The organism is Mesorhizobium sp. M0029 (assembly GCF_040323735.1).
Lineage (GTDB): Bacteria > Pseudomonadota > Alphaproteobacteria > Rhizobiales > Rhizobiaceae > Mesorhizobium.
In genome coordinates, this window is sequence record NZ_JAMYVF010000012.1 from 1 (window position 1) to 26,323 (window position 26,323).

The window sequence follows — 26,323 nt, forward strand, 5'->3', positions numbered from 1 at the left end:
GCTCGACGCGGCCGGTCACGACCGTGCCACGGCCCGAGATCGAGAACACGTCTTCGATCGGCATCAGGAACGGCTTGTCCAGCGGACGAACCGGCGTCGGGATGTAAGCATCGACCGCAGCCATCAGCTCGCGGATCGCGTCTTCGCCGATGGTCTTGTTGGAGTCTTCCAGAGCAGCCAGCGCCGAACCCTTGACGATCGGAATGTCGTCGCCGGGGAACTCGTTCTTCGACAGAAGCTCGCGAACCTCGAGCTCGACCAGTTCGAGCAGCTCGGCATCGTCGACCTGGTCGACCTTGTTCAGGAACACCACGATCGACGGCACGCCGACCTGACGGGCAAGCAGGATGTGCTCGCGGGTCTGCGGCATCGGGCCGTCGGCGGCCGACACGACCAGGATCGCGCCGTCCATCTGCGCGGCGCCCGTGATCATGTTCTTCACATAGTCGGCGTGGCCGGGGCAGTCGACATGGGCGTAGTGGCGCGCAGCCGTCTCGTATTCGACGTGCGCCGTCGAAATCGTGATGCCGCGGGCCTTCTCTTCGGGCGCCGCATCGATCTGGTCGTAGCGCTTGTACTCGCCAAAATACTTCGTGATCGCCGCCGTCAGCGACGTCTTGCCATGATCGACGTGGCCAATCGTGCCAATGTTCACATGAGGCTTGTTACGCTCGAATTTACCTTTTGCCATGTGATGTCTCCAATCTGCTCGCCCGTACGGGCCTTGAATTAAGTTACCGATGCAACCCGTTCAGGTTACGCGTATTTCTTCTGGACTTCCTGGGCGACCGCGGTCGGCACAGGCTCATAGTGATCGAACTGCATCGTGTAGGCCGCGCGGCCCTGGCTCATCGAGCGCAGGTTGTCGACGTACTTGAACATGTTGGCCAGCGGCACCATCGCGTTGATGACGACAGCCACGCCACGCGCTTCCTGGCCCTGGATCTGGCCGCGACGGCCGTTCAGGTCGCCGATGACGCTGCCGACATAGTCTTCCGGCGTCACGACTTCGACCTTCATGATCGGCTCGAGCAGCTGCACGCCAAGCTTGGGTGCGGCTTCACGGAAGCAGGCGCGGCCGGCGATTTCGAAGGCCAGAACGCTGGAGTCCACATCGTGGTAAGCGCCGTCGATAAGCGTCGCCTTGACGCCGATCATCGGGAAGCCCGCGAACGGACCCGACGACATGACGCTGTTGATGCCCTTTTCGACACCCGGGATGTATTCCTTGGGAACCGCACCGCCGACAATCTTGGTCTCGAACTCGAACTCCGAGCTTTCCGGGTTCGGTTCGAACACGATCTTGACGCGGGCGAACTGACCGGTACCGCCGGTCTGCTTCTTGTGGGTGTAGTCCTGCTCGTGCCTGCGGGTGATGGTCTCGCGGTAAGCCACCTGCGGCGCGCCGACATTGGCCTCGACCTTGAACTCGCGGCGCATGCGGTCGACGATGATGTCGAGGTGAAGCTCGCCCATGCCCGAAATGATGGTCTGGCCGCTTTCCTCGTCGGTCTTGACGCGGAAGGACGGATCCTCGGCGGCCAGGCGGTGAAGGGCGAGGCCCATCTTTTCCTGGTCGTTCTTGGTCTTCGGCTCGATGGCGATCTGGATGACCGGATCGGGGAATTCCATGCGCTCGAGGATGACCGGGTGCAGCGGATCGCTGAGCGTGTCGCCGGTGGTCGTGTCCTTGAGGCCAGCCAGAGCAACGATGTCGCCGGCAAAGGCTTCTTCGACGTCGGCGCGCGAATTCGCATGCATCTGCAGCATGCGGCCGATGCGCTCTTTCTTGCCCTTGACGGTGTTATCGACCGAGATGCCCTTGGTCAGCTTGCCCGAATAGATGCGGGCAAAGGTCAGCGAACCGACGAACGGGTCGTTCATGATCTTGAAGGCCAGCATCGACAGCGGCTCGTTGTCGTCGGCATGACGCTCGATCTCGGCGTCGGTCTTGGCGTCGACACCCTTGATGGCGGGAACATCGGCCGGCGACGGCAGATATTCGACGACGGCGTCGAGCAGCGGCTGCACGCCCTTGTTCTTGAAGGCCGAGCCACAGAACATCGGGTAGAACTTGACCGCGATGGTGCCCTTGCGGATCAGCGCGCGGATCTCGTCATTCGACGGCATCTTGCCTTCGAGGTAATTCTCGAGGGCCGTCTCGTCCATTTCGACAGCGGCTTCGATCATCTTCTCGCGGTATTCTTCGGCGCGAGCCTGGAGGTCGGCCGGGATCTCGACGACGTCCCAGGCAGCGCCCAGCGTCTCGTCGCGCCAGACCAGCGCGTTCATCTCGACGAGATCGACGACACCCTTGAACTCGGTCTCGGCGCCGATCGGCAACTGCATGACGACGGCATGCGCACCAAGACGCGAGCCGATCATCTCGACCGAGCGGTAGAAGTCGGCGCCGATCTTGTCCATCTTGTTGCAGAAGATCATGCGCGGAACTTTATACTTGTCGGCCTGGCGCCAGACAGTCTCGGTCTGCGGCTCGACACCGGCATTGGCATCGAGCAGCGCAATGGCGCCGTCGAGCACGCGCAGCGAACGCTCGACTTCGATGGTGAAGTCGACGTGTCCGGGAGTGTCGATGATGTTGAAGCGGTACATCTTGCCGCTGCGACCCTTCCAGAAGGTCGTGGTGGCGGCGGACGTGATGGTGATGCCGCGTTCCTGCTCCTGCTCCATCCAATCCATGGTGGCAGCGCCGTCGTGGACTTCGCCGATCTTGTGCGACTTGCCCGTGTAATAGAGGACGCGCTCGGTGGTCGTCGTCTTGCCGGCGTCAATATGCGCCATGATACCGAAATTGCGGTAGTCTTCGATTTTGTATTCGCGGGCCATCGTGGATGCCTTCTCAGTCTCGTTCGCGCTTTACCAGCGGTAGTGCGCGAAAGCGCGGTTGGCTTCTGCCATCTTGTGGGTGTCTTCACGCTTCTTCACGGCGGTGCCGCGGTTGTTAGCCGCGTCCATCAGCTCGCCGGAGAGGCGGTCGACCATGGTGGTCTCGTTGCGGTTGCGCGCAGCTGCAATCAGCCAGCGGATCGCCAGGGCCTGGCGGCGCTCGGGGCGCACATCGACCGGAACCTGGTAGGTTGCGCCGCCGACGCGGCGCGACCGGACTTCCACATGCGGCGCGACATTGTCGAGCGCCTGATGGAAGACGGTGACCGGCTCCTGCTTAGTCTTCGACTGAACCTGGTCGAGCGCACCGTAGACGATAGTCTCGGCAACCGACTTCTTGCCGTCATACATGACGGCGTTCATGAACTTGGTAACGATCAGATCGCCGAACTTCGGGTCCGGATTGATCTCACGCTTTTCTGCACTGTGACGACGGGACATGGCTTTTGTCTCTCAATCTCGTAGCCCGACGCATTCAAGCAGCGCCAGGGCCGGAAAATCTTACTTCGGACGCCCCTTACTTCGGACGTTTGGCGCCGTACTTCGAACGGCGCTGCTTGCGGTTCTTCACGCCCTGCGTGTCGAGCACGCCGCGGATGATGTGGTAGCGCACGCCCGGAAGATCCTTGACGCGGCCGCCGCGGATCATGACCACGGAGTGTTCCTGAAGGTTGTGGCCTTCGCCGGGGATGTAGCCGATCACTTCAAAGCCGTTGGTCAGGCGGATCTTGGCCACCTTGCGCAGTGCCGAGTTCGGCTTCTTCGGCGTCGTTGTATAGACGCGCGTGCAGACGCCCCGCTTCTGCGGGTTCTGCTGCATGGCCGGGACCTTGTTGCGCTTCACCGGCGCAATGCGCGGCTTGCGGATCAGCTGGTTGACGGTAGGCATTAAACCCTCTTGTCTCTCAATTCCGTGTCTCGCCCGGTCAGGGCCGCTCAAAGCGCCAATTCCATACGCAAATTCGGGCCATAAACCGCGCCTCGCGGTCCTGCCCGAACAAAATGCAGAGGAAGCGGGAACCGCTTCATGCGCGCCGGAAATGTCTTTTCGCTCGTAAAACGAACCCTGTTTGAGGCAAACTCCAAAGCGTGTCGCTTCGGAAGGGAGAGCCTCACATCGGTTCTGACTGGGCGGCTTCTACTCGCAAGACCGTGAACCGTCAACCCCGGCACGCCAAATATTGCGCGCTGACGACGGCTTGGCAGCCATGCGAAAAACGCATGTAATTTTCTTTCTTCATTTTGCAAGGCAGAGGAAGAAAGTGACCGGGGCAGACAAGAAAGTGACCGGCTTTTGGCTGTCATGCGCGGGTTCTTCATGGCAAAAGGCGCCATGGACAGCCCAAAACCCCTCGCCCGCCCCCGTCTCAAGAGGAATCAGCCCGTGAACGACAATGAGGAACGCCCGGTCACCATCATCACCGGCCGCGTCTGGAAAAAGAAGGGCGGCAAGCCGGAAGGCGTCCATGTGATGCTGGTTGCGCCCGACGACGATTCGGCCGTGCGCCGGGTGCTCGAATCGCTTGCGGCCGAAGGCTATGCCGAAGTCGAGCTCGACCAGATCGGCGATATGGACGGCGAACCCGACGAGGAGCCGCATCTGTCAGCCTTTCAGGGTGCCCTCGAAGGTGAGGTGTCGATCGTCACGTTTGACGTGCCGCTCTGAGCGTCACAGGCTGCTTGCGCCTGTACCGCGCCGGCTTGCCCGGCACCGGTTCTCTGCTAAGAACCAAGCGACTTAACAAGCCAAATTCGAATCCGCGGAGTTCCCATGCCCTCGAACAATGGTCCCATCAAGCTCGGCATCGTCGGCGTCGGCAAGATCGTGCGCGACCAGCATCTGCCGGCAGTGGCCAAGGATGCGGACTACCGCCTCATCGCCGCTGCCAGCCGGCACGGCAAGGTGGACGGCATCCCGAATTTTCCGACCATTGAGGCGATGCTCGACGCGGTGCCCGACCTCGAGGCCGTCTCGCTGTGCATGCCGCCGCAGTTCCGCTACGACGCGGCACGCACGGCGCTGATTGCGAAGAAGCATGTTTTCCTGGAGAAGCCGCCGGGCGCCACCGTCAGTGAGGTCGAGGACCTGAAGCAGCTGGCGGCAGCCAATGGCGTTTCACTGTTCGCCAGCTGGCATTCGCGCTACGCGCCGGCAGTGGAGGCCGCGCGCGCCTTCCTAGCGTCGGCCAAGGTCAACTCGGCTGCCATCGCCTGGAAGGAAGATGTCCGCCGCTGGCATCCGAACCAGGATTGGATCTGGGCGCCGGGCGGTTTCGGCGTCTTCGATCCCGGCATAAACGCACTGTCGATCGCAACCCACATCCTGCCGGCGATGTTCATCACCTCGGCCGTCCTCGACTTCCCGGAAAACCGCGCCTCGCCTGTGGCGGCCCACGTGACCTTCCGTACCTCGGATGGGTTGCCGGTGACCATGGAGCTCGACTGGCTGCAGACGGGACCACAGAGCTGGGACATCTTGGCCGACACCGACAAGGGCAAGATGGTGCTGTCCGGCGGCGGCACCAAGCTCGCCATCGACGGCAAGGTGGTTCACGACGAGCCGGAAGCCGAATATCCCCAGCTTTACCGGCGCTTCGCTGAAATCGTACCCGCCGGCGTCTCCGATGTCGATTTGGCACCCCTGCAGCACGTGGCCGACGCCTTCATGCTCGGCAAGCGCAATGTGGTGGAAGCGTTCTTCGATTGAGCGATGAGTTCTGCCGGACCGCAGTCCGGACACTCATCATGCAGCCTTACTCGACGATCGCAATCGCAAACCCGTCATAGCCTTTGGCGCCGACGGTCTGGATGGCGGTGCCGTCCAGGCGCTTGTCGCCGCCGATGAAGGAAAACGCACCGCGTGCGCCTTCGACATACGCGTCACGGCCATCGTCGTTGAGCACGGTGCCGTCGCGGATGACGTTGTCGCAGATGATGACCGTCCCCGGCCGCGACAGGCGCATGGCCCATGACAGATAATTCGGGTTGTTCGGCTTGTCCGCGTCGATGAAGATCAGATCGAACGGACCGGCATTTTCGGCAGCCAGCGTCTCAAGCGACTGAAGCGCGGGGCCGATCCTGAGCTCGACCTTGTCCGGCACCCCTGCCCGCTCGAGATTCGAGTGCGCGACTTTTGCATGATGCGGCTCGAGTTCGAGCGTCACGATCTTGCCACCGACGGGCAATCCCCTTGCCATCCAGATGGTCGAGTAGCCGCCAAGCGTGCCGATCTCCAGCACCTTCCTGGCGCCGCTGATGCGGACCAGCAGCGACAGCAGCTTGCCCTGCGCCGGCGATACGTCGATGGCCGGCAGGCCCTGGTCGCGGTTGGCCGCAAGCACCGCTTCGAGGATGGGATCTGCCTCGAAGAGAGAGGAAACGATGTAGTCGTCGACGTCAGTCCAAACCTTCTTGCTCATGTTTTCCTCGATTCGATTGGGGGTCAAAACGCGAAAAGGGGCCACTTGGGCCCCTTTCCTTCTTCTCGTCCTACCGCGCTTACTGCGCGGCGTTGACCATGTCGGTCAGCATCGGCTCGGCGACCTCGACACCGGAGGCCTTGCGGCGCTCGTCGATGATCAGTTCGTCGCGCGAGGTGGCGATGCGCCGGATCTGGCTCATCGTGCCGCCGGTACCGGCCGGGATCAGCCGGCCGACGATGACGTTTTCCTTCAGGCCCTGCAGCATGTCGGTCTTGCCGGCAACCGCAGCTTCGGTCAGCACCCTGGTCGTCTCCTGGAAGGAGGCGGCCGAGATGAAGGACGGCGTCTGCAGCGAGGCCTTGGTGATGCCCAGCAGCACCGGCTGGCCTTCGGCCGGCTTCTTGCCGTCCTCGACCAGGCGCTCGTTGACCTCTTCCAGTTCGATCACGTCGACGTGGTCGCCCGGAATGTAGGTCGAGTCGCCCTGCACCGTGATCTCGACCTTCTGCAGCATCTGGCGAACGATCACCTCGATGTGCTTGTCATTGATCGACACGCCCTGCAGACGGTAGACTTCCTGGATTTCGTTCACGAGGTAGGAAGCAAGTGCTTCCACGCCCTTGATCGCCAGGATGTCGTGCGGCGCCGGATTGCCGTCGAGGATGTAGTCGCCCTTCTCGATGACGTCGCCGTCCTGGAGATGGAACGGCTTGCCCTTCGGGATCAGGTATTCGACCGGCTCAAGCGTCGAGTCATGCGGCTCGATGATGATGCGGCGCTTGTTCTTGTAGTCGCGGCCGAAGCGGATCGTGCCATCGATCTCGGCGATGATGGCGTGATCCTTCGGACGACGTGCCTCGAACAGTTCGGCAACACGCGGCAGACCGCCGGTGATGTCCTTGGTCTTGGCGCTTTCCATCGGGATACGCGCCAAAACGTCGCCGGGACGAACCTGCGAACCCGGCTCGACCGAAAGAATGGCCTCGACCGAGAGCAGGAAGCGGGCGTCGCCGCCCTTCGACAGCTTGCCGACCTTGCCCTTCGGGTCAAGGATGGCGATCGCCGGCTTGAGGTCGTTGCCGCGCGGCGTCGAGCGCCAGTCGATGACCTCGCGCTTGGTGATGCCGGTCGATTCGTCGGCCGTTTCCTGAACGGAAATGCCGTCGACCAGATCCTCGTACGACACCTTGCCCTCGATTTCGGTGAGGACGGGGCGGGTATAGGGATCCCATTCGGCGATACGTTGGCCGCGCTTCACCTTGTCGCCATCGTCCACGAAGATGCGCGAACCATAGGTAAGGCGATGCGAGGCACGCTCCTTGCCGGCTTCGTCGAGGATCAGCACCGCCATGTTGCGGCCCATGACCATCTGCTGGCCGTCCGAGTTGCGCACCACGTTGCGGTTGCGGATCTCGACCTTGCCCTCATACGAGGCTTCAAGGAACGAGCTGTCCACCACCTGCGCCGTACCGCCCATGTGGAAGGTACGCATGGTGAGCTGGGTGCCCGGCTCGCCGATCGACTGCGCCGCGATGACGCCGACGGCTTCGCCCTGGTTGACCGGGGTGCCGCGGGCAAGATCGCGTCCGTAGCAGACCGCACAGACGCCGATCCTGACCTCACAGGTCAGTGCCGAGCGAATGCGGACCGACTGCACGCCGGCCTTTTCGATCTTTTCCACGTCACGTTCGTCCATCAGCGTTCCGGCCTTGACCAGAACCTCGCCCGAAACCGGATGCGTGATGTCGTCGAGCGAGGTGCGGCCCAGCACGCGCTGGCCGACCGAAGCGACGACCTGACCGGCATCGACGATCGGCTGCATGGTGAGGCCCTTGTCGGTGCCGCAATCCACGGAGTTGACGATGCAGTCCTGCGCCACGTCGACCAGACGACGGGTGAGGTAACCCGAGTTCGCCGTCTTCAAGGCGGTGTCGGCCAGACCCTTGCGGGCGCCGTGGGTCGAGTTGAAGTACTCGAGCACGGTCAGGCCTTCCTTGAAGTTCGAGATGATCGGCGTCTCGATGATTTCACCCGAGGGCTTTGCCATCAGGCCGCGCATGCCGGCGAGCTGACGCATCTGGGTGGGCGAACCACGCGCACCCGAATGCGACATCATGTAGATCGAGTTCATCGGCTTTTGACGGCCACTGTCCTCGAACTCGACGGCCTTGATGCGGGCCATCATCTCGTCGGCGACCTTTTCCGAGCACTTCGCCCAGGCGTCGACGACCTTGTTGTACTTCTCGCCCTGCGTGATCAGGCCGTCATTGTACTGCTGCTCGTATTCCTTGGCCAAAGCCTCGGTGTCGGAAACCAGCTTGATCTTGGCGTCCGGGATCAGCATGTCGTCCTTGCCGAACGAAATGCCGGCGCGGCAGGCGTGGCTGAAGCCGAGGGCCATGATGCGGTCGCAGAAAATGACCGTCTCCTTCTGACCGCAGTGGCGGTAGACGGTGTCGATCATCTTGGAGATGTTCTTCTTGGTCATCTCCTGGTTGGCCGTCTCGTAAGGCACATTGACGTTCTTCGGCAGCAGCTCGCCGATGATCATGCGGCCAGGCGTGGTGTCGTAGATTTTCGACACGACCTTGCCTTCGGCGTCGACCGTGCGGAAGCGACCCTTGATCTTGGAGTGCAGCGTCACCGCCTTGGTCTCGAGCGCGTGCTGGAGTTCGCCCATGTCGGCAAACACCATGCCCTCGCCCGGCTCGTTCTGATTGACGATCGAGAGATAGTAGAGACCCAGGACCATGTCCTGCGACGGCACGATGATCGGCGCGCCGGAAGCCGGGTGCAGGATGTTGTTGGTCGACATCATCAGCACGCGGGCTTCAAGCTGCGCTTCGAGCGACAGCGGCACGTGAACAGCCATCTGGTCACCGTCGAAGTCGGCGTTGAAGGCGGTACAGACCAGCGGATGCAGCTGGATCGCCTTGCCTTCGATCAGGATCGGCTCGAACGCCTGGATGCCGAGGCGGTGCAGCGTCGGTGCACGGTTCAAGAGCACCGGATGCTCGCGGATGACCTCGTCGAGGATATCCCAGACTTCCGGACGCTCCTTCTCGACCAGCTTCTTGGCCTGCTTGACGGTCGAGGAGAACCCCTTGGCGTCGAGGCGGGCGTAGATGAACGGCTTGAACAGTTCGAGCGCCATCTTCTTCGGCAGGCCGCACTGGTGCAGCTTGAGCTCCGGACCGGTGACGATGACCGAACGGCCCGAATAGTCGACGCGCTTGCCGAGCAGGTTCTGGCGGAACCGGCCCTGCTTGCCCTTCAACATGTCGGACAGCGACTTCAGCGGACGCTTGTTGGCGCCGGTGATGACGCGGCCGCGACGGCCGTTGTCGAACAGCGCATCGACGGCTTCCTGCAGCATGCGCTTTTCATTGCGCACGATGATGCCGGGGGCGCGCAGCTCGATCAGCCGCTTCAGGCGGTTGTTGCGGTTGATGACGCGGCGATAGAGATCGTTCAGGTCGGACGTCGCGAAACGGCCGCCATCCAGAGGAACCAGCGGGCGCAGGTCCGGCGGGATCACCGGAACCACCTTCATGATCATCCATTCCGGACGGTTGCCGGACTCCATGAAGTTCTCGACGACCTTGAGCCGCTTCAGATACTTCTTCTGCTTCAGCTCGGACGTGGTCGAAGCCAGTTCCGAACGCAGATCGCCGGCGATCTTCTCCAGGTCCATGCCGGCCAGAAGGTCATGAATGGCCTCGGCGCCGATCATGGCGGTGAACGAATCCTCGCCATACTCGTCGACGGCGATCATGTACTCTTCTTCGCTGAGCAGCTGGTGCTCCTTCAGCGCGGTGAGGCCAGGCTCGGTAACGATGTAGTTCTCGAAGTAGAGGACGCGCTCGATGTCCTTCAGGGTCATGTCGAGCAGCGTGCCGATGCGCGACGGCAGCGACTTCAGGAACCAGATGTGAGCGACAGGTGCCGCCAGCTCGATGTGGCCCATGCGCTCGCGGCGAACGCGCGACAGCGTGACTTCGACGCCGCACTTTTCGCAGATGACGCCCTTGTACTTCATGCGCTTGTACTTGCCGCACAGGCATTCATAGTCCTTGATCGGGCCAAAAATGCGCGCGCAGAACAGACCGTCACGCTCCGGCTTGAAGGTGCGGTAGTTGATGGTCTCCGGCTTCTTGATCTCGCCGAACGACCAGGACAGAATCTTCTCAGGGCTGGCGAGCGATATCCGGATGGAATCGAACACCTGCGCCGGCGCCTGCGGATTGAAGAGATTCATGACCTCTTGGTTCATGCCGTTCTCCTTTTCGGGGTCCTCGAAAACCCCTTGCATCTAACGCGGGCCAAATGCCCGCTGAGTGGTCGGCCCACTGGCCGTAGAATTTGTTGCATCCGGTCGCGGCGTTCCGCGACCGGATGTCTTGCTTACTCGGCCGCGCCCCTATTCGGCAGCATCTGGCAGCCGGACAGGGTTGTCGTCGAGCTTGGTATTCTCCAGCTCGACATTGAGGCCGAGAGACCGCATTTCCTTGACGAGCACGTTGAAGCTCTCGGGAATGCCGGCCTCGAACGTGTCGTCGCCGCGCACGATCGCCTCGTAGACCTTGGTGCGGCCGGCGACATCGTCCGACTTCACCGTCAGCATTTCCTGCAGCGTGTAGGCGGCGCCATAGGCTTCCAGCGCCCAGACCTCCATTTCGCCGAAGCGCTGGCCACCGAACTGCGCCTTGCCGCCCAGCGGCTGCTGGGTAACGAGCGAGTACGGACCGATCGAACGCGCGTGGATCTTGTCGTCCACCAGGTGGTGAAGCTTGAGCATATAGATATAGCCCATCGTCACCTTGCGATCGAACGGCTCGCCGGTGCGTCCGTCATAGAGCTGCGACTGACCGCTGGTGTGCAGGCCCGCCTGCTCCAGCATGATGTTGATGTCGACTTCATGCGCGCCGTCGAACACCGGTGTCGCGATAGAGACGCCGCGGCGCATCTGCTCGCTGAGGCGAACGATGCTCTCGTCGTCATATTCGCGGACCGGCTCGTTGCGGTCGTTGGCTGGGATGAAGCTCTCGAGCGTCTTGCGCAACGGCTTGATGTCTCCAGCCGTCTTGTACGCGTCGATCAGCTCGCCGATCTTCTTGCCCATGCCCGCGCATGCCCAGCCCAGATGCGTTTCCAGGATCTGGCCGACATTCATGCGGCTCGGCACACCCAGCGGGTTGAGCACGATATCGGCATGCGTGCCGTCCTCGAGGAAAGGCATGTCCTCGACCGGAACGATGCGCGACACGACACCCTTGTTGCCGTGACGTCCCGCCATCTTGTCGCCCGGCTGCATCTTGCGCTTCACGGCCACGAAGACCTTGACCATCTTCATGACGCCCGGAGGCATTTCGTCGCCGCGCTGGACCTTCTCGACCTTGTCCATGAAGCGCTGCTCGAGCGCCTTCTTGGAATCGTCGTACTGGCCACGCAGGGCTTCCAGTTCGCTCTGGAGCTTTTCGTTCTCCACCGCAAACTGCCACCACTGCGAACGCGGATACTCGTCAAGCGTGTCCTTCGACAACTTCGAGCCCTTCTTGAAGCCCTTCGGCCCGGCAATCGCTTCCTTGCCGACGAGAACGTCGGAAAGGCGCGAATAGACGTTGCGGTCGAGGATCGCCTGCTCGTCGTCGCGGTCCTTGGCGAGGCGTTCGATCTCCTCGCGTTCGATCGCCATGGCGCGCTCGTCCTTCTCGACGCCGTGGCGGTTGAACACGCGCACTTCGACGACTGTGCCGAAGGTGCCCGGAGGCATGCGCATCGAGGTGTCGCGAACGTCGGACGCCTTTTCACCGAAGATGGCGCGCAGGAGCTTTTCTTCCGGCGTCATCGGGCTTTCGCCCTTCGGCGTGATCTTGCCGACCAGGATGTCGCCCGGCTGCACTTCCGCGCCGATATAGACGATGCCGGCTTCGTCGAGGTTCTTCAGCGCTTCTTCCGAAACGTTCGGAATGTCGCGCGTGATTTCCTCCGGTCCGAGCTTGGTGTCGCGGGCCATGACCTCGAATTCCTCGATGTGGATCGAGGTGAAGACGTCGTCGGCCACGATGCGCTCGGAGAGCAGGATCGAGTCCTCGTAGTTGTAGCCGTTCCACGGCATGAACGCGACCAGCACGTTGCGGCCGAGCGCCAGATCGCCGAGCTCGGTCGACGGACCGTCGGCGATGATGTCGCCCTTGTTGACGCGGTCGCCCATGCGCACCAGCGGACGCTGGTTGATGCAGGTGTTCTGGTTCGAACGCTGGAACTTCATCAGCCGGTAGATGTCGACGCCCGACTTGCCGGGATCGAGATCTTCCGTGGCGCGGATGACGATACGCGTCGCGTCCACCTGGTCGACGATGCCGCCGCGGCGGGCGCCGATGGCGGCGCCCGAGTCACGGGCAACGATCGGCTCCATGCCGGTGCCTACGAACGGCGCTTCGGCGCGCACCAGCGGCACGGCCTGACGCTGCATGTTGGAGCCCATCAGCGCGCGGTTGGCGTCGTCGTTCTCGAGGAACGGGATCAGCGCCGCGGCCACGGACACCATCTGCTTGGGCGACACGTCCATGAGATCGACGTTTTCGCGCGGCGCCATCATCACTTCGCCGGCGCTGCGGCAAATGACGAATTCGTCGACGAAACCACCATTCTTGTCGAGCTCGGCATTGGCCTGCGCGACGTGGTGCTTGGACTCTTCCATAGCGGAGAGATAGACGACCTCATTGGTCAGCTTGCCGTTGACGATCTTGCGGTACGGGCTTTCGATGAAGCCGTACTTGTTGACGCGCGCGAAGGTCGCCAGCGAGTTGATCAGACCGATATTCGGGCCTTCCGGCGTCTCGATCGGGCAGATGCGGCCGTAATGCGTCGGGTGCACGTCGCGCACCTCGAAGCCGGCTCGCTCGCGGGTAAGACCGCCCGGTCCAAGTGCCGACAGCCGGCGCTTGTGGGTGATCTCCGACAGCGGGTTGGTCTGGTCCATGAACTGCGACAGCTGCGAGGAACCGAAGAACTCGCGCACGGCGGCAGCCGCCGGCTTGGCGTTGATCAGGTCCTGCGGCATCACCGTATCGATCTCGATCGAGGACATACGTTCCTTGATCGCGCGCTCCATGCGCAGCAGGCCGACGCGGTACTGGTTCTCCATCAGCTCGCCGACAGAACGCACGCGGCGGTTGCCGAGATTGTCGATGTCGTCGATCTCGCCCTTGCCGTCGCGCAGCTCGACCAGCGTCTTGACCACGGCCAGGATGTCGTCCTTGCGCAGCACGCGCACGGTATCCTCAGCCTTGAGCTCGAGGCGCATGTTCATCTTGACGCGGCCGACGGCCGACAGGTCGTAGCGCTCCGAGTCGAAGAACAGCGAGTTGAACATGGCTTCGGCGGTTTCAAGCGTCGGCGGCTCGCCCGGGCGCATGACACGGTAGATGTCGAACAGTGCGTCCTGGCGGCTCTCGTTCTTGTCGACGTTGAGCGTATTGCGGATGTAGGCGCCGACATTGACGTGGTCGATGTCGAGAACCTTGATCTCGCTTTCGCCCGTGCCGAGCAGCACCTTCAGCGTCTTTTCGTCAATCTCGTCGCCGGCTTCGAGGAAAATCTCCCCGGTGCCGTAGTTGACGATGTCCTCGGCCAGGTAATTGCCGAGCAGATCCTCGTCGGTCGCCTTGATCGCCTTCAGACCCTTTTCGCCAAGCGCTCTTGCCTGGCGGGCGGTGATCTTCTTGCCGGCCTCGACGACAACTTCGCCGGTGTCGGCATCGACGAGGTCGCCAACGGCCTTCAGTCCGCGGAAACGCTCGACGTTGAACGGGATGCGCCAGTGGTCGCCGGCGCGCTTGTAGGTGATCTTGTTGTAGAAGGTCGACAGGATTTCTTCGCCGTCCATGCCGAGCGCCATCAAGAGCGACGTCACCGGAATCTTGCGGCGGCGGTCGATACGGGCGTGCACGACGTCCTTGGAATCGAACTCGATATCGAGCCACGAACCGCGATAGGGAATGACGCGCGCCGCAAACAAAAGCTTGCCCGAGGAGTGCGACTTGCCCTTGTCATGGTCGAAGAAGACGCCCGGCGAACGGTGCATCTGCGAGACGATGACGCGCTCCGTGCCATTGACGATGAAGGTGCCGTTGAGCGTCATGAGCGGCATGTCGCCCATATAGACGTCCTGCTCCTTGATGTCCTTGATCGACTTTGCGCCGGTATCCTCGTCGATATCGAACACGATGAGGCGCAGCGTCACCTTGAGTGGCGCGGCATAGGTCAGGTCGCGTTGACGGCATTCGTCAACGTCGAATTTCGGTCCTTCGAACTCGTACTTCACGAACTCCAGCATCGAGGAGCCGGAGAAATCGGAGATCGGGAAAACCGACTTGAAAACGGCCTGCAGTCCCTCGTCCGGACGCCCACCCTTGGGCTCCGCCACCATCAGGAACTGGTCATAGGATGCTTTTTGAACCTCGATCAGGTTCGGCATCTCCGCAACTTCCGGAATCTTTCCGAAGAACTTGCGTACGCGTCTGCGGCCATTGAAAGTCTGGGTCTGGGCCATCGTCGCTCCTTAGCTATAAACTCGGGGCGAGCCTCGCCGCGGCTCACCTTGCATGCGCGGCCACCTCGGCGGCGGCCCCTGATCTGTTTCCCGCCGCCTGGCGGCGACGGCTAAAACGGGAGAAAACCCGTTTCCTGAAGGCCGGTTTCGGCCCTCAGGAAAGAGGTTCTCGTACATCTCGCGCTACGCATCCTCCCCTCTGATGAAGGGAGTGGCGGACGGCGCGAGGCCGCCCGCCGCTTTTACGCTTACTTCAGGTCGACCTTGGCGCCGGCTGCTTCCAGCTGGGCCTTGAACTTCTCAGCGTCAGCCTTGGAAACGGCTTCCTTGACCGGCTTCGGAGCTGCTTCGACCAGATCCTTGGCTTCCTTGAGGCCCAGGCCGGTGATGGCGCGGACTTCCTTGATGACGTTGATCTTCTGAGCGCCTGCCTCGGTGAGGACGACGTCGAATTCCGTCTTTTCCTCAGCCGGAGCAGCAGCAGCGGCAGCGCCGCCGGCAGCGGCAACCGCCACCGGAGCAGCAGCCGAAACGCCCCACTTTTCTTCCAGAAGCTTCGACAGCTCGGCCGCCTCGAGGACGGTCAGCTTCGAAAGGTCGTCTACGATCTTTGCCAGATCAGCCATTGTTGTATTCCTTCATCAGGTTCGAACGTGTGTTTGTGATAGCGAGGAACGGCCTCATGCCGCCTCGTCCTTCCGGGCGTAAGCGCCGATGACGCGCGCGACCGAAGCCGCTGGCGCATTGACGATCTGGGCGATCCGGGTTGCCGGCGTGGCGATCATGCCAACCAGCCTGGCGCGCAGCTCATCGAGCGACGGAAGTGTGGCGAGTGCCTTCACACCGTCGGCGTTGAGCGAGGTGGTGCCCATTGCGCCGCCGAGAATGACCAACTTGTCATTTCCCTTGGCGAAATCGGACGCGACCTTCGGCGCCGCAATCGGATCCTCCGAATAAGCGATCAGCGTCTGTCCCTTGAACAGGTCGATGATCGATGCGGAGTCCGTGCCCTGAAGAGCGATTTTGGCGAGACGGTTCTTCGCGACTTTGACGGTGCCACCGGCAGCGCGCATTTTCGACCGAAGGTCGTTCATTTGCGCGACGGTGATACCGGCGTAGTGGGCCACGACGACTGAACCAGCGCCTGCAAAAGCACCATTCAGGCCCGTGACGAGTTCGCGTTTTTCCGCTCTGTCCACTGCCTATCTCCAGTTGACCCCTGCCCCGCTAGTGGGACAGGCGTCGGGTTGCCTTTTTGCCGGCCGGGCCATCCATTACAGATCTCCCGAACGACGCTCGAGGATCCTGCCCCCTTTCGCCACATCGACGGCAAGCCGGAGATGCGCAGACAAAAGGCAAACACGGTTCGAACCTTTCATTGGAGCTTGTCGCTCCGTTGTCCGGTTTTCACCCGTCTCATGCAGGCCCAATTCGATTAAGGCTTCTGGGCCGCCTGCAATCTCGGACAGGATGTCCGGAAGCCTCTCGACTTCCGGTACCGGGCCGCCGACAAGTCGGAGGCCCGGAATTCACTTGCGGATCAACGCCTTGGCAGCCGATCCAGATGTTCGTATCAAGACGCTGCGAGCGTCGAGACGTCGAGCTTGAGGCCCGGGCCCATCGTCGAGGTGACCGACACCTTCTTGACGTAGTTGCCCTTGGCGCCAGCCGGCTTTGCCTTGGTCACGGCATCGGCGAAGGCGCGGACGTTTTCTTCCAGCGCCTTGACGTCGAACGAGACCTTGCCGACGCCGGCATGAACGATGCCGGCCTTCTCGACGCGGAACTCGACAGCGCCGCCCTTCGATGCCTTGACGGCGGCGGCGACGTCGGTGGTGACGGTGCCGACCTTCGGGTTCGGCATCATGCCGCGCGGGCCGAGCACCTTGCCCAGACGGCCGACCAGCGGCATCATGTCCGGCGTGGCGATGCAGCGATCGAAGTCGATCGTGCCCTTCTGGACGATGTCGACCAGATCCTCGGCACCGACGATGTCGGCGCCGGCGGCGCGAGCCTCATCGGCCTTGCCGCCACGTGCGAACACGGCGACGCGGACAGAGCGGCCGGTGCCGTTCGGCAGGTTGACCACGCCGCGGACCATCTGGTCGGCATGGCGCGGGTCGACGCCGAGGTTCATCGCAACTTCGATGGTCTCGTCGAACTTCACCGTCGAACGGTCCTTGAGCAGCTTCAGCGCCTCACCAAGGGCATAGGCCTTGTTGGGGTCGATGCCGTCGCGGGACTTCGATACACGCTTTGCAATCTTTGCCATGATCTCAGCCCACCACTTCCAGACCCATCGAGCGGGCGGAGCCCTCGACCATGCGCATGGCCGCCTCGACGTCGTTTGCGTTCAGATCCTTCATCTTCTGTTCGGCGATGGCGCGCACCTTGTCGCGACCGATCGTGCCGGCCTTGATCTTGCCCGGCTCTTTCGAACCCGAAGTCAAGTTCGCCGCCTTTTTCAGGAAGTAGCTCACCGGCGGCGTCTTCATGACGAAGGTGAAGGACTTGTCCTGGTAATAGGTGATGACGACCGGGATCGGCGATCCCTTTTCCATTTCCTGGGTCTGCGCGTTGAACGCCTTGCAGAATTCCATGATGTTGATGCCGCGCTGACCAAGTGCCGGGCCGATCGGCGGAGACGGCGTAGCCGATCCCGCTTTGACCTGGAGCTTGAGCTGGCCTGCAATTTTCTTAGCCATCTCTTTCCTGCCTTTATCTCATGCCGGCCCCAGTATCGGGAACACCGGCGGTTGCAGTCTGGTGGTGCGGTCCGCGCGGCCGGCTAAAGCCGCATTCGCCTCCCACCCGTTCATGGCCGCGCGCTTTCCGCGCCGCCTCCCCTTGCCGGCGAACCGGCGCAGGGTTTTCGGATCAGCCCTTTTCGACCTGTCCGAATTCCAGATCGACCGGCACGGCGCGCCCGAAGATCGAAACTTCCACCTTGAGCCGCGCCCGCTCCTCGTCCACTTCCTGGACGAAACCGTTGAACGAGGCGAACGGACCATCCGAAACGCGGATCGCCTCGCCGATCTCGAAAGTGACCGAGGGCTTCGGCCGCTCGACGCCTTCCTGAACCTGGTTCAGGATGCGCTGCGCCTCGGCTTCGGTGATCGGCACCGGCTTGGAGTCACCGAGGAAGCCGGTGACCTTCGGCGTGTTCTTGACCAGCGAGAACACCGCATCGGTCAGATTGGCCTTGAGCAGCACATAGCCCGGAAAGAACTTGCGCTCGGCATCGACCTTGCGGCCGCGGCGGATTTCGACGACCTTCTCGGTCGGCACCACGATCTGCTCGATATCGGCGGACAGGCCCTTCTGCTTGGCCTTGTTCTCAATGTCCTCGGCGACCTTCTTTTCGAAGTTCGAATAGGCGTGGACGATGTACCAGCGCGCGGTCATTTCAAGACTTCTCCGTAATCGCCGGACTTAATGGCCGAGGCTCAGTAACCGCTCGATCGCGTAGCCCATGGCCACGTCGGCGGTGAAGAAAAAGATCATCGCGATGACCGCGAATACGAGCACCATCACCGTCGAGATCATCGCCTCCCGGCGCGACGGCCAAGTCACCTTGGCAGTTTCCGCGCGGACCTGCTGGAGAAAGACGAAAGGATTTGTGGTTTTCGAAGCCATATGCCGCTCTGTCTTCAAGACCCGTTGGCCGGGTCTCCTGGATGATCCCGCTGGCCGGGACGTGCCGCCTGGGTTCAAGTCGACGCCGAATCAGCGCCATTTCGCCCATGCAAATCGGACGCGTAAAGCCGGCTTCCCAGCTCCACGCGTCGCGTGTCTGTTGTGTCTACATAAAACCGATTCTTGATCCACGCAAGTGGCAAGTGTCCGCTTTATGACCAAACGCCGCCTCGGAACCATCCAGTCGTCCCGTCCCGGCTATCGGGGCCTTATGCCTCAGTTCGCCCAATATGGCAAGCCACCTGCCCTTTTTCAATGCCGGACCCCAATTCCAGGAGGTGGATCCGGAAATCAGGCACGCTATTACAAGTTCGAGGAAATGGCGTTGCGGACGAACCTGCGACCTGCTGTTTTGGAAACCAAATGAAGCGCACGCAAGATTGGAATCCAGCTGCCCATGCCGAGGCAGCTGGATCAACCCAGGGTTAGTTAGGCACAGGCGAGTTCGACCCCGGCCACTGCGCCCATTCCGCATGGTGGGCGTGGGCGCGGCGCGATCACTGCCGGGCACGGGGGCGGGTCGTCGTCATCGTCGGGCCGAAAGAACGGCCACGACGCCGCGAAGCTTTGAGACCGCTGCGGCGCGAGGAGGGTCGCCAAGGCAGCACCCGGCCTGAAGTCTCTTTCCCCAGCGTGGGTTTCTCATCCAGAGCCTTCAACGCCCTCAGAATCTGGTCGACAGGGATTACCGTGCCGTTGTCCAGGCGGCGCAAGGCAGGCTGGTTTTCCACCGCGCAGGCATCGGACGCCCACGAGGAAAGCAGTGCCCGCTTTTCTCCACGGCTGAGGCGTGGATGGTTGATGACGTCGTCTGGATTGTCGAGCAGGCACAAAGAAGTTTCAATTTTGCCCGAGCGTGCCGCAGAAAGTGTCGGTGTCTCGTAGAAGTTGTCCATCTCCATTCTCCGCAATCTGGGCCTCCCGGCCGAAGCCGGGAGGCGGACCGCAGGGATAACTGAATCGATACGATCAGGCCGCTTTGCGGGTGCGTTCCGTATCCTGGGCGATCTGCTTGCCGCCCACCTGAGCGTCGCCGGCCCCGATGCTGATGCGGCGCGGCTTCAGCTCTTCGGGAATCTCACGGACGATGTCGATGGTCAGGAGACCCTTCTCAAGGTTTGCTGCCTTGATCTTCATGTGGTCGGCAAGCTTGAACGTCTGCCTGAAACTGCGGTAGGCGATGCCCTGGTGCAGCAGCTGGCGTCCGCTCTGATCATCAGCCTTCTGGCCTACCACGACCAGTTCGGGTCCATGCTGGGTCAGCTCAACCTCATCCTGGCTGAAGCCTGCGATGGCCATCGAGATACGGTAATCGTTCTCGTCGACCTTCTCGATGTTATAGGGCGGCCAGTCTGGACGCGTGCCGCTGTCGAGCATGTCGAAAAGCCGGTCGAAACCGACGGTGGTCCGATAGAGAGTATCAAAGGTTCTCATAGCCACATCCTCCTTGAAGCAACATGGGTACAAGGGCGCCGCCCAGCAGCGCCGTCTTTTGCCAAGCCAATCGGCCTCGGCGCGAAACGAATTAGGAAGGGCCGAAAACGGGTTCAAGAGCCCTGTTCAGAAAATTTCAGAAGCCAGGCCAGCATCCCGCTTCCAATAATTCGCAGCCGCTGAAAAGCAGCCGGCGGCAGCAAAATATGCCTATTCTGAATTGTGAACGCAAATGGCAATTGGCTCGCCAATGGCAGTTGGATCAAGGAAATCGGTTCGTGGAAATACGCCGACTTCGGCATTGCGCATCAGCGCTCTCGCTCTGCGCATGCCTTCGGAACGTCGCTCGTCGAGTACGCGGCTTCAGCCCAACCAAACGAGGAGCCAAAACAAGGCGTTTCTAAAATGCCGGATTCCAACGAGGAAAATGGCACGGGCAGCAGGGCTCGAACCTACGACCTGCGGTTTTGGAGACCGCCGCTCTACCAACTGAGCTATGCCCGTACGCGCGTTTCAGCGCAGGCGCTTCCTAAAAGCTTCCGGGCGCGCTGTAAAGAGTTGTCTGACGCGCTTTCAGATCCTTTGCCAAAATCCGAATAGGTGATGACCAGCCTGTCCCTGCCTATCTCGATTTTTCGCCTGCCTGAAGCCGCATGCCGGCGCTCAGCCCCCGGCCGGCGGCTTGTACGGCCCGCCCGGCACGCCCCAGCCCCAGGCCGGCATCGGTTCGGTCTGCGGGTCGCAGGTCTCGCCGAGGGTGGAATTCATCTTGGCAAGCCGTGACCCCCATTCGACATAGCCCATGAAGGCGGAACGGAATTCGGGATCGTCCGGCAGCCCGACCGCATCGGCGGCATCGGCAAGCAGGCTGATCCAGCGGCGGCGCTGTTCCTCCGTCAGATGCTTGCCCAAGTGATGCATGACCATCTCGCGATGGCCGCCATGCTGTTCGCTGTAGGTCTTGGGTCCGCTAAAAACCTCGCCGATGAAGGCCGCGACATGCGCGGGATGATCCGGCGACATGTGTTTGAACACTGGGCCGACCACCGGGTCGCGCGACACCTTGTCGTAAAAGGTTTCCGTCAGCCGGTTGAGGGCTTCGATGCCGCCGGCCCATTCGTAGAGTGTCGGGATGTCCTGGCTCATTGTCGATCCTCCGCCAGCCCGGCGCCGGCACGACGATAGCGGAAATCGCGCCCTGCTCAACCTGCCTCGATGGCGAGTGTGAACCCGCCGCGCTACAATTTGGCCGGCGCTTCGGCCTGGGCGTTGGGCGACGGCGCCACGCGGCAGTTCTCAGCTTTCGGCACCGACTTGCAGATGCCGGGACCCGTCAGCGCATCCACCGACTGGGGCCCGGTCGTCAGCCCGACCTCCAGCATCATATCAGGGTCGAGCTCACGCTCGGCGAAACGGTCCTGAAGCGCTGTGAACAGACGGGGGCTGATCGCCATCTCATTCAGATACGTCTTCACCAATTGCTTCTGTCCCATCAGGTAGAAGCTGAGTCGCGCCTGGGGGCCGACAAACCGTCTGGCGCCACCGGCCAGCATGAGCGCGCAGGCCGAATCGCAGTCGGCTCCGGCGTCGAAGCTCAGCCCGGCATAGATGCCGTCCTCGACCGGGTCACCGATATCGGTGCGGCCAACGGCGACGTCGAGCTTCTTTTCATGGATGATCCGTCCGGTCGCCAGAGCGCTGAACAAGTCTCCGCCTCGTGAGCTGATCACCACGGGCAGCCGCCGGTTGCCAAGCGTGTCGAGTAATTGGCGCAATTTTTGCGGTGTCTGAGGCGTGATCGCGCCTTGCGCAGAAATCCATTGCGGACACTGCGGCGTGCAATGCTGGTCGCTGCCGCGGACCACGACAAAGCTCATATCCACACGAGCCGCTGCGGGGTCCGGCAAAGGCTTTGTGACAGCGGCGGGCTTGGCTGCCACATTCGCGAGCTTGACTGCGACCGTCGTGGCAGCGACCGGCGGCGTCGGCTTGCCTGCCGGTCCAGGCACTTCCCGGCAATTGGGAGCCGGCGGGTCGAACATGCACAAACTTGCTCTGGTAAACAGCTCAAGAGTGTCCGTGCTGGTCGCCAGTTTCATCGTCAGCATATCGTGGAGGCCGATCTGCCTGATGTCGCTCGCCGGCGTCGCCTTCATCAAGTCCAGCACGCCCTGCCCGATACCCATCTCTCGGAGATAGGCCGAGATCTTTCTCGCGTACCCCTTGCTCATCTCATAGGTCTTGTAGCTTTCACCTTGAGTGACCGTTTGCGTGGTGACCCGATATTTTTTGCCCCGTTTGACGCGATATGTGGTCCGGTAGTGCGTTGTGGAGGGGAACCAGGTGGTGGTGATCTGATGAACACCCAGATAGTTCCAGCCGCCGGCCACGCGGCGGACGCCACCGGCAAACATCAGCGGACAGGCGGAGTTGCAGCTGGCGCCATCAGACGCCCGGCCGAGATAGGCGGAACCTTTGCCGTAACTAAAACCACAACCATCCGTCCCGGGCCAACAGACGGAAAACTCGGTCTTGCCTACGGCGATATCGAGCTTGTTCTTGCGGATTATCCGGCCAAGTTCGAGCGCTGCATTGACGTTGCCGCCAAAGGAATTGACGATGATGGGCAGTTTGCGGCTGCCAAGCTTCTTCAAGGTACGCTTGAGCAAGGCTGGCGTGCCGGCTGAGATGTCGCCTTCGGCGGAGATCCACTCCGGACAATTGGGCTCGCAGCCAGGTGCGCTGCTGCGCGTGACGACAAACTTCATCTCCGAGTGATCGTCGGTCCATATCGTCGGATCGGTCGGATAGAGCACTCCCTGCAGAGGGGGTACTGTCTGCCATGTCCCGGGGGAGGCATCCTCGGCCTTCGCGGCGAAGGCAGCCATCGCCATCGCGGCCACCGTCGACAGCCGGACCAGCCCGCGCCGCCACCGTCCCACAGTGTCTGAACGTTGTCCCAAAACCACGCCCGGCAAACCCCTCAATGCAATCCATAATAGTTGCGGCGACGGTGCTTGCAATAGCTTTGAAACAATCGTGCAATACTTGTGCCGCGCAACGCCGGAAACAAAAAGGCAGCCCCAAAGACCGCCCTTTTCCTGGTCCATCCGGCTGACACCGGCTCGACTATTTCTCGATGGTGATGACGACGCCGGCACGACGGTGCGGCCGCCTTCACGGAAGGCGAAGCAAGGCTTCTCTTCCATGACGATAGGCGCGATCAGCCATTGGACGACGGCACCACGCGGCAATTCTCAGGTTTCGGCGCCGATCTGCAGATGCTGGACCCCGTCAGCGCATCCACCGACTGGCGCCCGGTCGTCAGGCCGACCTCCAGCATCATGTCGGGTTCGAGCTGACGCTCGACCGAACTGCCCTGGAGCGCCCGGAACAAAGCGGGGCTGATCGCCATCTCGTCGAGGTAGGATTTGACCGCCTGCTTCTGCCCCATCAGATAGAGGCTGAGCCGCGCCTGGGAACCGACAAGCCGCCTGGCGCCACCGGCCAGCATGAGCGCGCAGGCCGAATCGCACTCGCCGTCGCCATCGACGCTCAGCCCGGCATAGGCGCCGTCCTTGGCCAGGCAATTCCACTCTGCCGGGTCGCAGCCGACGAAATCGGTGCGGGCAACGGCAACGTCGAGCTTCTTTTCATGGATGATCCGGCCCGCCGCCAGGGCGCCGGAGAGGTCGCCGCCTCGCGAGCTGATCACCACCGGCAGCCGCCGGTTGCCAAGCGTGGCGAGCAATTGGCTGAGTTTCTGCGGCGTCTGGGGCGTAATCGCGCCTTGCGCTGCAATCCATTCCGGGCAGTCGGGATTGCAGAGCGGGTTGCTGCCGCGAACCACGACAAAGCGCATGCCGTCATCGTGCGGCGCGCTCTCCGGCTTCACCGGCAGCGGCGCAGCCTTTGCCACGTCCGGCAGGCCGCCGGCTGGCTTGTTCTCCGGTATCTCCCGGCAATTCGGAGCCGGAAGGTTCAGCCTGCACAGGCTTGCGCTGGTCAGCAAATCTGCAGCGTCGTCGCTGGTGACCAGCTTCATTGTCAGCATGTCGCTGAGGTCGATCTGCTGGATGTCGCTGGCCGGCGTGCTCTTCATCGTCTCGATGATGCTGAGGTCGACACCCATCTCCTTGAAATAGGCGGACAGCTTGCGCTCCACCCCCTTGCTCATCTCGTAGGTCTTGTAGCTGCCGGTGTTCTTGCGGCTGACGACCTTCTTGCTGATGACCCGCTTCTTGCCTTTCACGATCCGGTAGCGGACCTGATACTGCACGTTCATCTGCACGATCGTGGTCGTGATCTGGTGGACGCCGAGATAGGCCAGCGGCCCGACCAGGCGCCTGGTGCCGCCGGCCAGCATCATTGGACAAGCGGACGCGCAATAGCTGCCGAGCACATAGGGGCTGCCGATATAGTGCGCGCCTCTGGCGTCGTTCTCCTTGCAGTTTTTCATCCCCGGCTCGCAGCCGACGAACCACGTCCTGCCGACCGCGATGTCGAGCTTGTTCTTGCGTATCATCCGGCCCATGGCGATGGCCGCATCGACATCGCCGCCCGGAGAGTTGATGACGATCGGCAATTTGCGGCCGCCGAGCGTTTTCAGGGCAGCCTTGAGCAGCGCCGGCGACTTGGCCGATATCGCACCCTCGGCCGATATCCATTCCGGACAGGTCGGCTCACAGCCCGCCGCGTCGCTACGCACGACGACGAACCGCATCGGCGGATCCGGATCCGGCTCTGAATTTTTTGTCTCGGCCGCGAAGGCGGCGCTGCCCACGGCAAGCATCGACACCAGGCAGATCAGCCCCAGTGCCAACCATGGCCGACTATGCAAACGGTGCTGTGGAACCATCCGACCAAGCCCTCAACCCAATCTATACTGTAGAGGCTCACAGACTTGCAACAGAGATTGGGACCCCAAACAGGCACATCTGGCCAACGAAAAAGGGCGGCCCGAGGGCCGCCCCTATCCGTTTCGATCCGGCGATGCCGGGCTCGATTACTCTTTGATGGTGACGACGATGCCGGCACCGACGGTGCGGCCGCCTTCACGGATGGCGAAGCGCAGCTTCTCTTCCATGGCGATCGGCACGATCAGCTCGACATCGACCGTGATGTTGTCGCCGGGCATAACCATTTCCGTGCCTTCCGGCAGCGACACGATGCCGGTCACGTCGGTCGTGCGGAAGTAGAACTGCGGACGGTAGTTGGTGAAGAACGGCGTGTGACGGCCACCTTCGTCCTTGGTCAGGATGTAGGCTTCGGCCACGAACTTCTTGTGCGGCTTCACCGTACCGGGCTTGGCCAGAACCTGGCCGCGCTCGACGCCTTCACGATCAACGCCGCGCAGCAGCGCGCCGATGTTGTCGCCGGCCTGGCCCTGATCGAGCAGCTTGCGGAACATCTCGACGCCCGTGCAGGTCGTCTTGGTCGTCGGACGGATGCCGATGATTTCCAGTTCCTCGCCGACCTTGACGATGCCGCGCTCGACGCGGCCGGTCACGACCGTGCCACGGCCCGAGATCGAGAACACGTCTTCGATCGGCATCAGGAACGGCTTGTCCAGCGGACGAACCGGCGTCGGGATATAGGCATCGACCGCAGCCATCAACTCGCGGATCGCATCTTCGCCGATGGTCTTGTTGGAATCTTCCAGAGCAGCCAGCGCCGAACCCTTGACGATCGGAATGTCGTCGCCGGGGAACTCGTTCTTCGACAGAAGCTCGCGAACCTCGAGCTCGACCAGTTCGAGCAGCTCGGCATCGTCGACCTGGTCGACCTTGTTCAGGAACACCACGATCGACGGCACGCCGACCTGACGGGCAAGCAGGATGTGCTCGCGGGTCTGCGGCATCGGGCCGTCGGCGGCCGACACGACCAGGATCGCGCCGTCCATCTGCGCGGCGCCCGTGATCATGTTCTTCACATAGTCGGCGTGGCCGGGGCAGTCGACGTGGGCGTAGTGGCGCGCTGCCGTCTCGTATTCGACGTGCGCCGTCGAAATCGTGATGCCGCGGGCCTTCTCTTCGGGCGCCGCATCGATCTGGTCGTAGCGCTTGTACTCGCCAAAATACTTCGTGATCGCCGCCGTCAGCGACGTCTTGCCATGATCGACGTGGCCAATCGTGCCAATGTTCACATGAGGCTTGTTACGCTCGAATTTACCTTTTGCCATAGTCTCTTTCCTTGGACGGCCTTGACCTTCAGTTCAGTCGAATGCGGGGCGATTAGCGACTACGGCCGAAAAACACAAGTGCCTTGTGGCCGGGTGCGCTGTCCACTCGGTCTCAACCGATGATCC

Annotated in this window: 21 protein-coding genes and 1 tRNA gene; 2 read left to right on the plus strand and 20 right to left on the minus strand. The window is 62.0% G+C overall.

Annotation, left to right across the window (positions count from 1 at the left end; genetic code table 11):
* The 4 genes from NKJ76_RS19770 to rpsL form a co-directional block, all read right to left on the minus strand.
* The coding region (locus tag NKJ76_RS19770) for a GTP-binding protein (protein ID WP_352538176.1) at positions 1–691 on the minus strand (691 nt) is incomplete at its 3' end.
* 65 nt (positions 692–756) lie between these two features.
* Positions 757–2,847, minus strand: a complete 2,091-nt coding sequence (gene fusA, locus NKJ76_RS19775; RefSeq protein WP_023667430.1) for an elongation factor G — start codon at positions 2,845–2,847, stop codon at positions 757–759.
* A 30-nt stretch (positions 2,848–2,877) separates the two neighbouring features.
* Positions 2,878–3,348, minus strand: a complete 471-nt coding sequence (gene rpsG, locus NKJ76_RS19780) for a 30S ribosomal protein S7 (RefSeq protein WP_008875664.1) — start codon at positions 3,346–3,348, stop codon at positions 2,878–2,880.
* 76 nt (positions 3,349–3,424) lie between these two features.
* Positions 3,425–3,796, minus strand: coding sequence for a 30S ribosomal protein S12 (gene rpsL, locus NKJ76_RS19785; RefSeq protein ID WP_006333356.1), 372 nt, complete (start codon positions 3,794–3,796; stop codon positions 3,425–3,427).
* 495 nt (positions 3,797–4,291) lie between these two features.
* Here rpsL and NKJ76_RS19790 point away from each other — a divergent pair, with 495 nt between their 5' ends.
* On the plus strand, positions 4,292–4,573 hold the full coding sequence (locus tag NKJ76_RS19790; RefSeq protein ID WP_023746378.1) for a hypothetical protein: 282 nt from the start codon (positions 4,292–4,294) through the stop codon (positions 4,571–4,573).
* Positions 4,574–4,678: 105 nt separating this feature from the next.
* Positions 4,679–5,614, plus strand: coding sequence for a Gfo/Idh/MocA family protein (locus tag NKJ76_RS19795; RefSeq protein ID WP_352538177.1), 936 nt, complete (start codon positions 4,679–4,681; stop codon positions 5,612–5,614).
* A gap of 46 nt (positions 5,615–5,660) precedes the next feature.
* On the opposite strand, the gene NKJ76_RS19800 is transcribed toward NKJ76_RS19795, so the two are convergent.
* From NKJ76_RS19800 to tuf, 16 genes are all read right to left on the minus strand, one after another.
* Positions 5,661–6,326, minus strand: a complete 666-nt coding sequence (locus tag NKJ76_RS19800) for an O-methyltransferase (protein WP_023667433.1) — start codon at positions 6,324–6,326, stop codon at positions 5,661–5,663.
* 79 nt (positions 6,327–6,405) lie between these two features.
* Positions 6,406–10,602 (minus strand): DNA-directed RNA polymerase subunit beta', encoded by a 4,197-nt coding sequence (gene rpoC, locus NKJ76_RS19805; RefSeq protein WP_023667434.1) that lies wholly within the window; start codon positions 10,600–10,602, stop codon positions 6,406–6,408.
* A gap of 147 nt (positions 10,603–10,749) precedes the next feature.
* Positions 10,750–14,886, minus strand: a complete 4,137-nt coding sequence (rpoB, locus tag NKJ76_RS19810) for a DNA-directed RNA polymerase subunit beta (RefSeq protein WP_023686024.1) — start codon at positions 14,884–14,886, stop codon at positions 10,750–10,752.
* A 248-nt stretch (positions 14,887–15,134) separates the two neighbouring features.
* A complete protein-coding gene (gene rplL, locus NKJ76_RS19815) occupies positions 15,135–15,512 on the minus strand; it encodes a 50S ribosomal protein L7/L12 (RefSeq protein WP_023667436.1) in 378 nt (125 codons plus the stop codon).
* A gap of 54 nt (positions 15,513–15,566) precedes the next feature.
* Positions 15,567–16,085, minus strand: coding sequence for a 50S ribosomal protein L10 (rplJ, locus tag NKJ76_RS19820; protein WP_023667437.1), 519 nt, complete (start codon positions 16,083–16,085; stop codon positions 15,567–15,569).
* 374 nt (positions 16,086–16,459) lie between these two features.
* Positions 16,460–17,158, minus strand: a complete 699-nt coding sequence (gene rplA, locus NKJ76_RS19825; protein ID WP_023667438.1) for a 50S ribosomal protein L1 — start codon at positions 17,156–17,158, stop codon at positions 16,460–16,462.
* 4 nt (positions 17,159–17,162) lie between these two features.
* Positions 17,163–17,591, minus strand: a complete 429-nt coding sequence (gene rplK / locus NKJ76_RS19830) for a 50S ribosomal protein L11 (RefSeq protein ID WP_006333334.1) — start codon at positions 17,589–17,591, stop codon at positions 17,163–17,165.
* Positions 17,592–17,763: 172 nt separating this feature from the next.
* Positions 17,764–18,291: a transcription termination/antitermination protein NusG gene (gene nusG / locus NKJ76_RS19835; protein WP_006333333.1), complete on the minus strand. Its 528-nt coding sequence runs from the start codon at positions 18,289–18,291 to the stop codon at positions 17,764–17,766.
* A 27-nt stretch (positions 18,292–18,318) separates the two neighbouring features.
* Positions 18,319–18,522, minus strand: coding sequence for a preprotein translocase subunit SecE (gene secE, locus NKJ76_RS19840; protein WP_352538178.1), 204 nt, complete (start codon positions 18,520–18,522; stop codon positions 18,319–18,321).
* Between the two features lie 557 nt (positions 18,523–19,079).
* On the minus strand, positions 19,080–19,478 hold the full coding sequence (locus tag NKJ76_RS19845; RefSeq protein ID WP_352538179.1) for a hypothetical protein: 399 nt from the start codon (positions 19,476–19,478) through the stop codon (positions 19,080–19,082).
* A gap of 73 nt (positions 19,479–19,551) precedes the next feature.
* Positions 19,552–20,016 (minus strand): Hsp20 family protein, encoded by a 465-nt coding sequence (locus NKJ76_RS19850; RefSeq protein WP_023695292.1) that lies wholly within the window; start codon positions 20,014–20,016, stop codon positions 19,552–19,554.
* Between the two features lie 428 nt (positions 20,017–20,444).
* A tRNA-Trp gene (locus NKJ76_RS19855) sits at positions 20,445–20,520 on the minus strand.
* A 159-nt stretch (positions 20,521–20,679) separates the two neighbouring features.
* Positions 20,680–21,162 carry a group II truncated hemoglobin gene (locus NKJ76_RS19860; protein ID WP_352538180.1) on the minus strand — a complete coding sequence of 161 codons (483 nt, stop codon included), beginning with the start codon at positions 21,160–21,162 and terminating at the stop codon, positions 20,680–20,682.
* Between the two features lie 92 nt (positions 21,163–21,254).
* The gene (locus tag NKJ76_RS19865; RefSeq protein WP_352538181.1) at positions 21,255–23,225 is read right to left on the minus strand and encodes a COG3904 family protein; all 1,971 of its coding nucleotides are present in this window, start codon (positions 23,223–23,225) and stop codon (positions 21,255–21,257) included.
* 14 nt (positions 23,226–23,239) lie between these two features.
* Complete coding sequence (locus NKJ76_RS19870) at positions 23,240–24,739, minus strand: COG3904 family protein (protein WP_245272012.1); 1,500 nt, start codon at positions 24,737–24,739, stop codon at positions 23,240–23,242.
* A 282-nt stretch (positions 24,740–25,021) separates the two neighbouring features.
* Entirely contained in the window at positions 25,022–26,197 is a 1,176-nt protein-coding gene (gene tuf / locus NKJ76_RS19875; RefSeq protein ID WP_023723394.1) for an elongation factor Tu, read from the minus strand.
* Positions 26,198–26,323: the final 126 nt, after the last annotated feature.